Raw genomic sequence first — 14,169 nt, 5'->3', positions numbered from 1 at the left:
GATGCCGTCACCCGACAGGCCGTCCACGGCATCCGACCGATCGTCCGGGTCGGGCGCCCGGCCGGCGCGCACGCCAGGCCGTCAGCCGAGGAACCGGACGACCCCGCTGACCGTGGCGCCGTCGGAGGCGGCGATGACCATCAGCAGGCCGCGGTCCTCGCCGTCGATCAGACAGCGGAACACCGGATGCCCGCCCGCCCATCCGGAGGGCTCGACGGCGTATGGCGCACCGCGACCGGCGGCACTCGCACGGAGGAACCGTCCGATCGCTTCCCTCCCGTCGTACCGATGCGGCGCAGGCGGCATCGCGAGCCAGGATCGATCGGTGAGGAGCGCGAGCACCCCGTCCACGTCGTCGGCGGCGTAGGCCCGAGCCAGTCGTTCGGCCAGCCGCAGCTCGTCCTTCGGTGCGGCGAGCGGATCGTTCGGCGGCATCGCCGCACGCGCGCGCTGGAGCAGTCCCTTCACCGCGGTGGGAGACGACTCCAGCATCTCGGCACACTCGGCCACCGTGAAGTCGAGCACGTCGCACAGGACCAGGGCCGCGGTCTGGCGGGGCGGCAGGGAGTGCAGGGCGCACAGGAACGCGTACTCGAGACCGTGCCTGACATCCAGCGGGTCTTCGGCCGACGGGGCGGGGTGCGGATGCGGTTCGCACCAGGTCACGCGCTCCTCCCGGCTCGGGGCGGGCGCATCGAAGGGCGGCAGCGGGGCAGTCGGAGGGCGCCTGGCACCGGCGCGCACCGCGTTGAGGCAGCGCGATGTGGCGATCCGGTAGAGCCAGGTCCGAAGCGACGACCGCCCCTCGAATCCGGGGAGCGCCTGCCACGCCGAGAGCAGCGTCTCCTGCAGCGCGTCCTCGGCGTCGTGAAGCGAGCCGAGCATCCGGTAGCAGTGCACCCGCAGCTCGTGCTCGTAGGGGCGCACCAGCTCGGCGAACCCGTCGTCGCCGGGTCGTGCCCGAGAGCTCCCGTCATCCGCGCGGATCATGCAGTCATGATGCCACCGTTCCGATCGGCACGCCGCCGGTGTCTACCCGTTCACACCCCACGCTGCTGCACGCCATCGAGCGTCGGCACCTGCACCCCTTCGAAAGGATCCGCCATGACCGCTCTCGACACCTCTCTCGACTACCTCCGCCTCTGGACCTCGGGGGCGTTCGACGACGCCTGGGCGCTCCTCAGCCCCGACGTCGTCTGCGTCTCACCCGCCGGTGTGCTGAAAGGCCGCACAGCGGTGGTCGCGTTCATGGCGCCGTTCGCCGCAGGACTCGTGAACTCACAGCTGCTCGGCGCCTTCGGCGACGAGGAGCGCGCCCTGATCCTCTACGACACCGCCACCGCGGCGGTCGAGAGCGCGCCGGCAGCCGAGCTGCACACCGTCGTGGACGGGCGGATCACCGGCATCCGCATCGTGTTCGACCGCCTGCCGTTCGCCCTCGCGCGCGGCGACGTCGCTCCGACGACTCCGGCGTGATCCGCGGCCAGGGTGGACAAAGCGCGGCGCGGGGGCCTAGAGTCGACCGCGCACCGGGATCAGCCCGGAAGGCCAGAGCGAGAGGAGCCGAAGACATGACGAACGTCGTTGTCGCGCCCCTCGCCGACATCCTTCCCTGAGGCCACCGCCTGCGTGGCCTCCTCTTCCTGGAGCCGCACATCGTGACCGATCCCCTCGCGTCGTTCGACGCACTCGAACTCTCCCTCACCTTCGCCGACGTCGAGCCAGGCGAAGGGCAGCGCTGGACCACCTGGCCGGCGACCATCCCCACTCAACGCGGACCACAGCCCTGGCCCGCCTGGATCGTGACGGATGCCGGTGCCCTCGACACCGAGCTCGGCATCCTCAAGACCGGCAAGGAGGCCGACGTTTTCCTGCTGGAGCGCGCCGTGCCCGACGATCCCGGGCAGCGCACCCTGCTCGCGGCCAAGCGCTACCGCGGCGAGGAGACCCGCAGCTTCCACCGCTCGGCCGTGTACACCGAGGGCCGCGGCGTGCAGAACACGCGAGATGCCCGTGCCCTCGCCAAGAAGTCCTCGCACGGGCGCGAGGTCGCGGCATCCGCCTGGTCGATCGCCGAGTTCGACGCCCTGTGCCGCATGTACGAACTCGGCGCCCCTGTGCCGTATCCGGTGCAGGTGAACGGCACTGAGATCCTGATGGAGTTCATCGGCGATGCGTCCGGGGCCGCGGCGCCCCGACTCGCGCAGGTGCGCACCTCGCGCGAAGAACTCGCCGGGTACTTCGCGCAGATCGCCGAGCTGATGCGGATCTTCGCGGCGGCGGGCTTCGCGCACGGAGATCTGTCGGCGTACAACCTGCTCGTGCACGAGGGCCGGGTGCGCGTGATCGACCTGCCGCAGATCGTCGACATCATCGCGAATCCGCAGGGTCTCGACCTGCTGCACCGCGATTGCGTCAACGTGTGCGACTGGTTCACCCGGCAGCGGGTCGAGTGCGACGCGGAGGAGTTGTTCGCCGAGCTGCTCGCGGCGTCGTTCGCGTGAAGCCGGTCGCGGTGTGCAGCTTCCGGTCGCAGTTGATGCTGCCTCCATCCCGTCATCCCGTTTCCGGGTGCAGTTGATGCCGCCTCGTTCGTGATCGGACGGCGTCAACTGCACCCGGAGCGACTGGGGAGGCGGACCGGGCGGCAGGAACTGCGACCGGAAGGCGAGAACGGATGCCGGTCGCAGCGTACAGGGGGCGAGCATCCGCGCCCCCTCGGCGGCCTACCGCGCGAGCTGCGCCGCGAGCAAAGTCACGAGTTCGTAGACCACATGGCTCGCGGCGATGCCGGTGATCTGCGCGTGATCGTAGGCGGGCGACACCTCGACGACGTCGGCCCCGACGATGTTCGTCGCCGACAGTGCACGGATGATGCGCAGCAGCTCTCGACTGGTGAGTCCGCCGGCCTCGGGCGTCCCCGTGCCCGGCGCGTGCGCCGGGTCGAGCACGTCGATGTCGATCGACACGTACAGCGGCCTGTCGCGCGCTCTCGGGCGTCACCGCCGTCGAGGCGTGGCTGCACCTCGCGGTGCTCAAAGAGGACTATGCCCGCAAACTCACGACGACCAGGGGCGCGGCGACCCGCCGACGACGGACTCCACAGGCGTGATGGTGCAGCGGACGCCGCAGCATCCGCCCCGGCGCGCCGTCACCGGCCGTTCACCCTACGCCGCCAGACTTCCCTCATGAGCGAACCCGAACGGCGCACCGGCGCGCCTGAGCCCGCCGCGACCGCCAACAGCGGAGCCGTCGGCGTCATCGGCCTCGACCTGCGCGGCGATACTCCGGCCCCGAAGAAGCAGGTGTTCTCGTGGGCGCTGTGGGACTGGGCGACGCAGCCGTTCAACACCGTCATCCTCACCTTCATCTTCACGGCGCTGTACCTCACGACCGAGTCGTTCCTGCCCGCCGACATCGCGGCGCTCGGCGAAGACGACCCTGCCCGCGTCGCTGCGGAAGCGGGCCTCGCGTCTGGCCTCGGGCTCGGCAGCACGATCGCCGCCTTCGCGATCCTCCTGCTCGCACCGGTCCTCGGTCAGCGAGCGGATGCCGCCGGACGCCAGAAGCTGTGGCTGGGCATCGGCACGGGCGCGCTGATCCTCTGCATGTTCGGGCTGTGGTTCGTCGAACCGCAGCCGAGCCTGTTCTGGCTGGGCGTGGCACTGATCTCGGCCGGCTCGGTGTTCGGCGAGATCGCCGCGGTGAACTCCAACGCCATGCTCGTCGGAATCGCGAACCCCAAGACCGTGGGCCGCATCTCTGGTCTCGGCTGGGGTTTCGGCTACCTCGGCGGCATCGTCGCGCTGATCATCGTGGTCGTGTTCTACGCGATGGACTGGTTCGGTCTCTCGGCCGACGGGGGGCTACCGTTCCGGCTCATCGCTGTGGGCTGCGCGGTCTGGGCGATCGTGTTCAGCATCCCGATCTTCCTCAACGTGCCGGAGCCCTCGCTCGGCCGCGCCGAGCGCAAGGTCGGCTTCTTCGCCTCCTACGGGCTGCTCGTCAAGGACGTGATCGGCCTGTACCGCAACCCCGAGACGCGCCAGACGTTCTGGTTCCTGCTCTCCAGCGCCGTGTTCCGCGACGGACTCGGCGGCGTGTTCACGTTCGGCGCGGTGATCGCCGGGCAGGTGTTCCACTTCAAGTTCCTCGAGCTCGTCGCGTTCGGCATCGCCGCGAACCTCATCGCGGGAGTCTCGACGATCATCGCGGGGCGCTTCGACGACAGCTTCGGACCCAAGCGGATCATCCTGACCTCGCTGGGGTCGATGGTCGTCGCAGGTCTCGCTGTCTTCTTCCTCGCGGATGCCGGAAAGGTCGTGTTCTGGGTCGGCGGGCTCATTCTGTGCGCCTTCGTCGGCCCCGCCCAGGCTGCCGCCCGCTCGTTCCTCGCCCGGGTGACGCCCGCGGGCCGCGAGGGTGAGATCTTCGGCCTCTACGCGACGACCGGACGGGCGGCGAGCTGGATGGCGTCGGGAGCCTGGACCGTGCTGATCGCCCTCACAGCGCAGACCGCCTTCGGAATCCTGGGCATCATCGTCGTGCTGATCGCCGGCTTCCTGCTCCTGCTGCCGGTGCGAGCGCCGAAGGCCTGAGGCCCGCCGCTGAGGAGTAGTCTTCCCGCGTGACCGTCTTCATCGCCTTCCTCGCCAACGTCCTGGTCGCGGTCGCGAAGACCGTCGCCGCGCTCATCACCTCCTCGGCGTCGATGGTCGCCGAGGCTGCGCACTCGTGGGCGGATGCCGGCAATGAGGTGTTCCTGCTCATCGCCGACCGCCGCGGCGGGCGCACGAAGGATCAGCGGCATCCGCTCGGATACGGGCGCTCGGCCTTCGTGTGGTCGCTGATCGCCGCGTTCGGCATCTTCACGGCCGGGTCGATCGTGTCGATCATGCACGGCATCCAAGAGTTGTCCGACACCGGTCCCGTCGAGAGTCCCCTGGTCGCGTACACCGTGCTCGGCATCTCGTTCGTGCTCGAGGGCGCCTCGTTCACGCAGGCGATGGTGAAGTCGCGGCGCCTCGCGCGGGAGCGCGGCACATCGACCTGGGATTTCGTGCTCGAGACGAGCGACACGACTCTGCGGGCGGTGTTCTTCGAAGACGCCGCCGCGCTCATCGGTCTCGCGCTGGCGGGCGGGGCGATCGCGATGCATCAGATCACCGGTCTCGCCGCGTGGGATGCCGTGGGCTCGATCCTCGTGGGCGTGCTGCTCGGCATCGTCGCCCTCATCCTCATCAAGCGCAACGTCGCGTTCCTCGTCGGAACGAACGCCTCGCCGACCGTACGGGCACGAGTGGGCCGGGCACTGCTCGCCTCTGAGCAGATCCAGCGCGTCACGTACCTGCACATCGAGTACGTCGGCCCGAACCGCCTGTTCATCGTCGCGGAGGTGGATCTCGCCGGCGACGCCCGCGAACACGACGTGGCGCGGCGGATGCGCGCGATCGAGCAGCAGATCGAGGCCAACGCGGTCGTCGAGACCGTGGTGCTCTCACTGTCGGTCGACGATGAGCCCTCGCTCGATTTCGGCGAGAGCGCCGCCTAGCTCCAGTTGTCGGCGAGCTTGTTCAGCAGCCGGGCGAGCTCGGTGCGCTCGTCGTCGGTGAAGGCCACGAGCGCCTTGCCCAGCGCTTCGCGACGCTCGCCGCGGACGCCTTTCGCCATCCGGCGGCCCTCGTCGGTGAGCGCGATGCGCGTGCGGCGCGCGTCGTCGGGATCGGCCTCCCGACGCACGAACCCGTGCGCGACCCCCTGCTGCACCAGGCGCGAGGCGCGAGGCTGATCCACGCCGATCGCCGCCCCGAGGTCGCTCACGCTGAGCGGGGCGGATGCCGCGGCGAGCGCATCGAGCATCCGCATGCGTGCGGGACCGCCGAAGCGGCCAGCGGGGTCGCCCATCCAGGGCGGTCCCGGGTAGGCGGATCGGCCGGGGTGCCCATGGTGCATGCCGTGATGATCCGGCCCGTCGTGCTCGCCCGCTCGATGGCGCTCCGCGTGGGGGCCGTCGTGCCAGCCGGGCCCTCGCCCGCCGGGTCGGCGCCCGCGCAGGCGCGACAGGGCCTCTGCGATGATCTCGGCCGGGTCGGTCTCTGCTGCGCTCACAGGTCGATTTTACATGTGACTTGACATGCACCAACATCACATGTCACTATACATATACATGCACTGTGACAAGCACATGCACACTGACATTCAAGGACTTCACCATGAACAGCACTTCAGATACACAGAACCCCCGCCCGTTCGGCTACTGGATCAAGGCGGTCGACCGCCTCATGTCCGCCGAGTTCGCCACCGCCTTCGAGAGCGAAGGAGCGACGCGCCGGGACTGGCGCCTGCTCAACGTCATCGACGGATCTGCGCCGGCCGTCCGGCCGATGCACCCCGGCAAGCTCCGCGGACTCGTCGAGCGCGGCTGGGTCGCGAAAGACGGCGACGGTTGGACCCTCACCGATGAAGGACGCGCGGCCAAGGAGCGCCTCGGCGCTGTGGTCGACGGCATCCGGGCACAGGTGGCGGATGCCGTCTCACCCGACGACTTCGGCACCACCGTGGCGACGCTAGAGCAGATCGCTCGCACGTTCGGCTGGGACGAGAACACCCCGCTGCCGCGCGGACGCCGCGGCGAGGGCAGCGGCCACGGCAAGACCCATCGCGGCGAGCACCACGGTCACGGCGAGCACCACGGTCACGGCCGCCGGCACGGCGCGCCGTTCGGCCGCGGGCACGGTTTCGACCGCGGCTTCGATCACGATTTCCGTCACGGCTTCGGTCACGGCTTCCCCCGCGATGCCGACGCGCACGAGTGCCAGCACCCGCACGCGCACGGCGAGGGCCGTGGACGTTCTCACGGCCGTCCGTTCGATCGCGAACGGGGTCCGCGCTTCGCGCCCGAGTTCGGCCACGGCGTCGAGCACCCGCACGGACGCGATCGCCGCGCCGCTCAGGTCGCCTTCGAGCGAGGATTCGACGCCGGCTTCTCCCGCGGTCGCGACGCCTGACCTCCGCGCCACCCGATTCTCGACGCCCCACCGCCGAAGCTGCACACGCAGCGTGGTGGGGCGTCGCCGTCGTGGTGGCGGAGCGCTGAGCCTCAGAGCGGCAGGGCGTAGTAGAACTGCTGCACGGCGCCGGTGCCGTGCACCTGCATGACCCAGGGCTGCGATCCGTCGCCGAGCTTGCTCCAGACGATCGTGGTCTGCGACCCGTCGTCGAACGTGCTCTGCTCGCCCGTGCCGTCTTGGAACGCCGCCCCCGAGTCCGAAGGCTCACCGAGAGATTCGATGAGCAGCTCCTGCGCGTCCTGCGCGGCATCGTCGTCGGTGAAGCGCCAGATCGTGAAGGTCAGCTCACCGTCATCCGATCGATAGTCCGCGCCGACCGCTTCCTCCGCAGACAGCGACGCGGTCTCGACCGTCGACCAGCCGCCCGTCAGCACCCATGTCGACTCCCCGTCGGCACCCACGATCTGCGGACCGACGAGACCGGCGACCTCAACACAGAGATCCGTGCAGAGCGTCCCGGTGAGGGGCTCGGGCGAGGTCTCCTCACGCGGAGCCTGAGGGGTCGCCGACTCCGAGACCTCTGTCGCGACCGGCCGAGGATCAGGATCGGCCGAGGGGAACGACAGCGTCGTGTGCCCGGCGAGGTAGACGATCAGCGCGATCGCGCCCCCGAGCAGCGCCACGAGGAACAGCATGATCACCGCCGTCAGCACGCGGTAGTTGCCGGATGCCGCCACCGATCCGCCGATGTACGGCGAGATCACGGCGTCGGACGGCCACTGCTGATCAGGGGCATCGGGTTCGGCCGATGGCGGCAGCGGGGCGGATGCCGCGGCGTAGCCGACGGGCGGTGCGAGATGGGGGTCGGCGTGCGTGCCGACGGGCGGTGCCGGGGGACGCACGGGCTCCTGTGGCGGGTCCTGCGCGACTGGAGGCGGAGGCACGACCGGGGTCGGAGGCACGACGGGGTCGGGCCCGACGGGAGCAGGCGGCGGCACCGCGCCTCCAGCATCCGCGGGAGTCGGGTCCGTACCGTCGCCGCTCATCTCAGCCGCCGACCGCTCCCACATCGGTCACCCCGACGTCTGTGCGATGGAAGTTCTGGAAGGAGCGGGATGCCGTCGGCCCACGCTGCCCCTGATAGCGGTTGCCGTACGGGCCCGAGCCGTACGGGTTCTCGGCGGGCGAGGTCAGGCGGAAGAAGCACAGCTGGCCGATCTTCATGCCGGGCCACAGCTTGATCGGCAGGGTCGCGACGTTCGCGAGCTCGAGGGTCACGTGCCCGGTGAAACCAGGGTCGATGAAGCCCGCCGTCGAGTGCGTGATGAGACCCAAGCGACCGAGCGACGACTTGCCTTCGAGACGGGCGGCGATGTCGTCCGACAAAGTGACCTGCTCGTAGGTCGCGCCGAGCGCGAACTCGCCGGGATGCAGGATGAACGGCTCGTCCGGGGAGACCTCGATCAGTCGGGTCAGCTCTGGCTGATCGACCGAAGGATCGATGAAGGGATACTTGTGGTTGTCGAACAGCCGGAAGTACCGGTCGAGCCGCACGTCGATGCTCGACGGCTGGATCATTTCCGGCTCGTGAGGCGCGAGGCCGATCCGGCCGGATGCGAGTTCTGCCCTGATGTCGCGATCGCTGAGAAGCACGGCACCAGCCTAGCTGTCGGCGTTGCGGCCCCGTCGCTGCGTTGCGTGGTCAGAATGACATCGCCGCAGGCGGATCCGGATGCTCTTTCGACCACTCATCGACGACAGACCGCGTTCTCGACGCAGTGCCCGGCTCGGATGAGGCTCTGGGCGAGATCGGGTAGGCTGACGGCATCCGCTCTTCACGATGCGGGTGCGGGGCTGTAGTTCAATGGCAGAACTTCTGCTTCCCAAGCAGATAGCGCGGGTTCGATTCCCGTCAGCCCCTCCACAGATGGTGCTCCCCGAGGCCTCCGCAGGTTCGTGGTCCAACGCCGACGAGTTCATGGTCGAGAATGTTCCCGTGTCGGAACATTCGAACAGCACCGGAACCGCTGGATCAGCATGGGCGCCCCTGCGGCACCCGATCTTCCGCATGCTGTGGTTCGCGCAGACCGGCTCGAATCTCGGCGGCTGGATGCAGACGGTCGCCGCGCAGTGGTTCCTCGTCCAGACCGGCGCGGGCTCTGCGGTGGTGGCCTGGGTGCAGGCCGCGAGCCTGCTGCCCGTGCTCTTCCTCTCGCTGTTCGCGGGAGTGCTCGCCGATCGGTTCGATCGTCGCGGGTGGCTCCTCACGATGAACATCGTGTCGGCAGCGTTGGCGCTCGTGCTCACCGTCCTGTCGGCCGTGGGAGCACTCGGGGCACCGTCGCTGCTCCTCATGACGTTCCTGCTCGGCAGTTCGGCCGCGCTCACAGCCCCGGCCTGGCAGGCGATACAGCCCGACCTCGTGCCCCACGACGAGATCCCGGCCGCGGCCGCACTCGGCGGGATCACGGTCAACGCCGCACGCGCCGTCGGTCCGGCCATCGCCGGCGTCCTCGTCGCGTGGTCCGGCCCGACCTCTGTCTTCGCGATCAATGCGGTGTCGTTCGCCGGCGTCGTGTTCGCGCTGCTGCGATGGCCGCGACCCGAGCGCCCGAAACGCGCGTGGAACGAGCCTCTCGGCGAAGCCATCGTGGCCGGCATCCGCTATCTGGTCGCCGGCCCCGTCGTCCGTCGCCTGTTGCTGCGCAGTCTGATGTTCGCGGTCCCGGCCAGCGCGCTGTGGTCGCTCCTTCCGTCAGCCGCCGATGGCGTGCTGCATCTGGGAGCCGCCGGCTACGGCCTGCTGCTCGGCATGCTCGGGATCGGCTCGATTCTCGGCGCGGTCCTGATGCCGCTCATCACGAGACGACTGTCGTCGTCGGCGGTGCTCGGCGTCTCGGCCGCCGTCTTCGCGTTCGGAACGCTGTGCATCGCCTGGTGGCCCCTCGTCATCGTCGTCCCCGTCCTTCTCGTCGCCGGGGTCGCGTGGACCGCCACCCTCACGACGCTGAACGCGGCCATGCAGCTCAGCGCTGCTCCCTGGGTGCGCGCGCGGGCGATCTCGGTCTACCTCCTCGCTCTCCTCGGCGGCCAAGGCGTCGGCGCCGTCCTATGGGGCGCGGTCAGCTCCGTGGCCGGGGTGTCGATGACGCTCGTCATCGCCGCCGGCCTCCTCGGGCTGGTCGCGCTGAGCGTGCTCCTGCTCCCGCTGCACCCGAACACCGGGCGCCTCGATCGTTCCATCCAGCCGTACTGCGCACCCGAGCCGCAGCTCGTCTTCGAACCAGAACCGACCGACGGCCCCCTCACGGTGTCGGTCTCGTACCGAGTGGAACCCGAGAAGGAAGCCGGTTTCCTCGTGGCGATGTCCATCCTCCGCGACAGCCGACGAAGGACAGGCGCAGCGGGGTGGACGCTGGAGCGGTCGGCCGATGCCGCAGGCAGCTTCCGCGAGGAGTTCCGGGTGCGCTCGTGGGGCGAGTACTCCGCCGCCCGCACCGAGCGATGGACCGGACAGGACGCGGCGGTCATGGCGCGCGTCCTGGAGAACGCGGAGGTCGTCACCGAGTCGCACGAGTTCGTCGTGCGGATGCCTCGGCGCTGAGCTCATCGGCGGGCGCACCGGCCAGCGGGGTCGGTTCCGCGGCGCCCTTCATCGGCACGCGGGCTAGTTTATTGACATCGGCAATTAATGCCGCATACGCTGTCGCTGCACCGCGAATCCCCCGCTCCGACTCGATACACACAGGGACCTTCGATGACCGAGACCCTCCGCCTCTCCTGGGCTACGTCCGCCGCACGCTGGGAGGAGGCGACGCCGCTCGGCAACGGCCGCATCGGCGCGATGGCGTTCGGCGGAGCATCCGGAAGGTTCCAGATCAACGACGCCACGGTGTGGTCCGGCACGCCGGACGGCCCTGCGCTGTCGCTTGCGCAGGTGGTCGCCGCCGGAGCGGGACCGCAGCGGCTGGCCGACGTCCGCGCCGCTCTCGACGCCGGCGACGTCCGCACGGCCGAACGGCTGCTGATGGCGTTCCAGGGGCCGTACTCGCAGGAGTTCCTTCCGCTCGCCGACCTGCTCGTCGCCGTGTCCGGAACCGGAGACGGCGACCAGGCGCGAGTGCTCGATCTCGACGAGGCCGTGTTGACGGAGTCGTTGCGCACCCCGTCCGGTGTGGTCCGGAGACGGTCGTGGGTGTCGGCTCCCGCCCAGGGACTCGTCGTGGAGCTCACCGCGGATTCCGCGTTCGACGTCACGATCGAGTTGACCACGCCACTTCGTCGGCTCGATGGCAAGCCCGAAGACGCGACGCGGCACGGGCTGACGCTCGACGTGCTACTTCCCATCGACGGAGCTCCCCTTCACGAAGAGCAGGTCGACGAGCCGCTGCGCTATGCGGATCAGGATGCGGCCTACGACGCCTTCGCGGCCGTCGCCGCCTCGTTGCGCACCGACGGGATCGCCGAGCGGACAGCATCCGGCCTGACGGTGCACGGTGCCCGCCGAGTGCTGATCGCGCTGTCCACAGCGACACGCGCAGAATCCTGGTGGGCCGAGCCCGAGGGCGATTGGCGCACGGTCCCCAGAGAGGCGATCCGCGGGCTCGCCCGCACGAGAGCGGACGCCGCGGCTCGATGCGAGGCGACGGATCTGCTCGCCGACCACATCGCCGACCGCCGGAGCCTCACCCGCACTCGCTTCGCGATCGGCGGGCGGCGCGAAGGCACCTGGGACGTGCATCGCGACGTGCTGCACGGGGACGACCCGCAGCTCCGTGCCACGGTGATCGCCGAGTTCGGGCGCTATCTGCTCGTCTCCTGCTCACGCGCCGGCGGACCCGCGGCGAACCTGCAGGGCATCTGGAACGACCAGCTCCGGCCCGCCTGGTCGTCGAACTACACGATCAACATCAACACGCAGATGAACTACTGGGCCGCGCCCCTGCTCGGCGCTGTCGACGCCTTCGAACCGTTGATCGCTCTCGTCGAGCACCTCGCCCGCACGGGCGCCGACACCGCACGCACGCTCTACGGCGCCCGTGGATGGGTGGCTCACCACAACAGCGATCTGTGGGGCTGGAGCCTCCCGGTCGGCGGTGGACACGGCGCACCCAGCTGGGCGATCTGGATGATGGGCGGGGTGTGGCTCACCCACAATCTGTGGGACGCCTACGAGTTCACCGGAGACCTCGACCTGCTGCGCGCGCGCATCTGGCCTCTCCTGCGCGGGGCGGCCGAGTTCTGTCTCGACTGGCTGGTCGAGGACGCCGAGGGGATGCTGCGCACCTCCCCCTCCACATCCCCGGAGAACTCCTTCTTCGCCGCGGACGGCGCGCCGACCGCACTCGGTCTGACCTCGGCATCCGATCTGCTTCTGATCCGCGCGCTCTTCGAACGTGCGCTCCATGCGGTCGAAGCGCTGGACATCGACGATCCGATCACTGCGGAGCTCGATCACGCGCTCGCACGCCTCACCCCCGTCAGGATCGGCGACGACGGGCGCCTGCGCGAGTGGTCTGCGGAAGTCGAGGAGGTGGAGCCGCTGCACCGGCACATGACCCCGCTCGTCGCGCTCTACCCGCTCGACCTGGTCACCCGCGAGCGGACGCCCGAGCTGTTCGACGCATCGGTGCGACTGCTCGACGCTCGGGGCACCGGAGCCATGGGCTGGTCGTGGGCCTGGAAGGTCGCGCTGCGGGCGCGGATCGGAGACGGGGATGCCGCCGCCGGCCTCCTCGCCGAGGCGCTCGCCCCGTTCGAAGGGGATGCCGCTCGGCACGGCCCCGTCGACGGCTCGGAGTGGGGTGGGCTGCTGCCGAACCTGTTCAGCACGCATCCGCCGTTCCAGATCGACGGCAACCTCGGCTTCCCCGCAGCGATCGCGGAGATGCTCGTGCAGAGTCACGACGGCGTCGTGCGTCTGCTGCCCGCGCTGCCGTCCGATTGGGAACGCGGCGAAGTGCAGGGTGTCCGCGCACGCACGGCGCTCGCCGTCGACCTCGCCTGGAGCGGTGGACGGCTGAGTTCCGCGCATCTGCAGAACCTCTCCGACACAGAGCGCACGGTCACCGTCGAGCATGGAGGGAATCGGATCGCGGTCGAACTCGCCGCCGGGGCGTCGACAGAGCTTCTGCTTGCGGACTTCCGTACGCCGGCCGCAGCACAGGGAGGTGCGCTCCATGCGCGGTGACCTCTCGATCGTCGATGTGCCGACGACGCAGACCGAGCCGGCTGACTTCGACGCGTTCTGGGCGGACACTCTTGCGGTGACCCGCGGGTTTCCGCTCGACGTCGCCCTGACGCCGCATCCCACGCTCCTGACTCAGCTCGAGGTCTTCGACGTCACGTTCCGCGGTTTCGGCGGGACGCCCATCCACGCCTGGCTGCGGGTTCCGGCCCGAGCCACGGGCCCCCTGCCGGGTCTCGTGCAGTTCTTCGGCTACGGCAACGGTCGCGGCCACGCGCTCCGCGATCTGCGCTGGGCATCGGCGGGGTACGCCCATCTCGTCGTCGACGCCCGCGGGCAGGGTCACGGCCACACCGACGACGACCACCCATCGGGTGGCCCCTCAGCGGGCGGCTTCCTCACCCGCGGCATCCGCTCTCCTGAGGAGTACTACTACCGCAGGGTGTTCGCCGACGCGGTGCGCGCCGTGGAGGCGCTGCGCACGCTCGAGCTGGTCGACCCCTCGCGGGTCGGCGTCGTCGGCGCGAGCCAGGGCGGAGGGATCGCACTGGCGATGGCGGGTCTCGTGCCCGACCTCTCGGCCGTGATCATCCAGGCACCCTTCCTGTGCGAGCTCGACCGGGCCGCAGTCCTCAGCACCGAGTTCCCGTACGCGCTCTTGACCCAGTACCTCGCAGACCGCCGAGAGGATGCCGCCGCCGCTCTCGACACTCTGCGGTACTTCGACGGTGTGAATCTCGCCAAGCGGGCCAGCGCGCCTGCCCTCCTCAGCACGGGCCTGCTCGACGGCATCGCGCCGCCCGAGACCGTGCTGCCCGCGTTCACGGCCTACGGCGGCGAGAAGCAGATCGTGCTGTGGCCGTACAACGGGCACGAGGCGGGCGGTGACCTCGACGAGGAGAACGCCCTCGAATTCGCCGCCGCCCGGCTCGCCCCGCGGTCGCTCGCCGATTCGCTACGATGACCGACAGA

The 14,169-nt window shown here is 69.9% G+C and carries 12 protein-coding genes, 1 tRNA gene and 1 pseudogene; 9 read left to right on the top strand and 5 right to left on the bottom strand.

What is annotated here, in order from left to right:
* Positions 1–81: 81 nt before the first annotated feature.
* A complete protein-coding gene (locus ACI3KT_RS13270) occupies positions 82–990 on the bottom strand; it encodes an RNA polymerase subunit sigma-70 (protein ID WP_404904724.1) in 909 nt (302 codons plus the stop codon).
* Between the two features lie 114 nt (positions 991–1,104).
* Between ACI3KT_RS13270 and ACI3KT_RS13265 the strand changes: the two genes are divergently transcribed.
* Both ACI3KT_RS13265 and ACI3KT_RS13260 read left to right on the top strand, forming a co-directional pair.
* Positions 1,105–1,476, top strand: coding sequence for a nuclear transport factor 2 family protein (locus ACI3KT_RS13265; protein WP_292904752.1), 372 nt, complete (start codon positions 1,105–1,107; stop codon positions 1,474–1,476).
* 182 nt (positions 1,477–1,658) lie between these two features.
* The gene (locus ACI3KT_RS13260) at positions 1,659–2,504 is read left to right on the top strand and encodes a serine protein kinase RIO (protein WP_404904722.1); all 846 of its coding nucleotides are present in this window, start codon (positions 1,659–1,661) and stop codon (positions 2,502–2,504) included.
* 222 nt (positions 2,505–2,726) lie between these two features.
* On the opposite strand, the pseudogene ACI3KT_RS13255 reads toward ACI3KT_RS13260, so the two are convergent.
* Positions 2,727–2,999 (bottom strand): annotated as a pseudogene (locus tag ACI3KT_RS13255) (arginase family protein); the annotation flags it as partial.
* A gap of 189 nt (positions 3,000–3,188) precedes the next feature.
* Between ACI3KT_RS13255 and ACI3KT_RS13250 the strand changes: the two are divergent.
* Both ACI3KT_RS13250 and ACI3KT_RS13245 read left to right on the top strand, forming a co-directional pair.
* Positions 3,189–4,598 (top strand): MFS transporter, encoded by a 1,410-nt coding sequence (locus tag ACI3KT_RS13250; RefSeq protein WP_404904720.1) that lies wholly within the window; start codon positions 3,189–3,191, stop codon positions 4,596–4,598.
* Positions 4,599–4,627: 29 nt separating this feature from the next.
* Entirely contained in the window at positions 4,628–5,551 is a 924-nt protein-coding gene (locus tag ACI3KT_RS13245) for a cation diffusion facilitator family transporter (protein WP_404904719.1), read from the top strand.
* Here the strand turns inward: ACI3KT_RS13245 and ACI3KT_RS13240 are convergent.
* Entirely contained in the window at positions 5,548–6,108 is a 561-nt protein-coding gene (locus ACI3KT_RS13240; protein ID WP_404904717.1) for a MarR family winged helix-turn-helix transcriptional regulator, read from the bottom strand. The genes ACI3KT_RS13245 and ACI3KT_RS13240 overlap by 4 nt on opposite strands.
* Before the next feature lie 104 nt (positions 6,109–6,212).
* On the opposite strand from ACI3KT_RS13240, the gene ACI3KT_RS13235 reads away from it, so the two are divergent.
* Positions 6,213–7,007 carry a MarR family winged helix-turn-helix transcriptional regulator gene (locus ACI3KT_RS13235; protein ID WP_404904715.1) on the top strand — a complete coding sequence of 265 codons (795 nt, stop codon included), beginning with the start codon at positions 6,213–6,215 and terminating at the stop codon, positions 7,005–7,007.
* A 92-nt stretch (positions 7,008–7,099) separates the two neighbouring features.
* Here the strand turns inward: ACI3KT_RS13235 and ACI3KT_RS13230 are convergent, their stop codons facing one another.
* Positions 7,100–8,056 (bottom strand): hypothetical protein, encoded by a 957-nt coding sequence (locus ACI3KT_RS13230; protein ID WP_404904713.1) that lies wholly within the window; start codon positions 8,054–8,056, stop codon positions 7,100–7,102.
* A gap of 1 nt (position 8,057) precedes the next feature.
* On the bottom strand, positions 8,058–8,663 hold the full coding sequence (gene dcd, locus ACI3KT_RS13225) for a dCTP deaminase (RefSeq protein WP_045257217.1): 606 nt from the start codon (positions 8,661–8,663) through the stop codon (positions 8,058–8,060).
* A 197-nt stretch (positions 8,664–8,860) separates the two neighbouring features.
* Here dcd and ACI3KT_RS13220 point away from each other — a divergent pair.
* The 4 genes from ACI3KT_RS13220 to ACI3KT_RS13205 all read left to right on the top strand — a co-directional run bounded on the left by ACI3KT_RS13220 (position 8,861) and on the right by ACI3KT_RS13205 (position 14,161).
* Positions 8,861–8,934, top strand: a tRNA-Gly gene (locus tag ACI3KT_RS13220).
* A gap of 3 nt (positions 8,935–8,937) precedes the next feature.
* Positions 8,938–10,614, top strand: a complete 1,677-nt coding sequence (locus tag ACI3KT_RS13215) for an MFS transporter (RefSeq protein WP_404904711.1) — start codon at positions 8,938–8,940, stop codon at positions 10,612–10,614.
* Between the two features lie 153 nt (positions 10,615–10,767).
* Positions 10,768–13,200: a glycosyl hydrolase family 95 catalytic domain-containing protein gene (locus ACI3KT_RS13210; RefSeq protein WP_404904709.1), complete on the top strand. Its 2,433-nt coding sequence runs from the start codon at positions 10,768–10,770 to the stop codon at positions 13,198–13,200.
* Positions 13,190–14,161 (top strand): acetylxylan esterase, encoded by a 972-nt coding sequence (locus ACI3KT_RS13205; RefSeq protein WP_404904707.1) that lies wholly within the window; start codon positions 13,190–13,192, stop codon positions 14,159–14,161. Before ACI3KT_RS13210 ends, ACI3KT_RS13205 begins: the two co-directional genes overlap by 11 nt.
* Positions 14,162–14,169 lie beyond the last annotated feature (8 nt).

Origin of the sequence: Microbacterium sp. ZW T6_19, assembly GCF_044987465.1 — a bacterium.
GTDB classification, from domain to species: domain Bacteria; phylum Actinomycetota; class Actinomycetes; order Actinomycetales; family Microbacteriaceae; genus Microbacterium; species Microbacterium natoriense_A.
The sequence above is the reverse complement of the archived record's forward strand: the minus strand, read 5'-3'. Positions and strand labels throughout refer to the sequence as shown.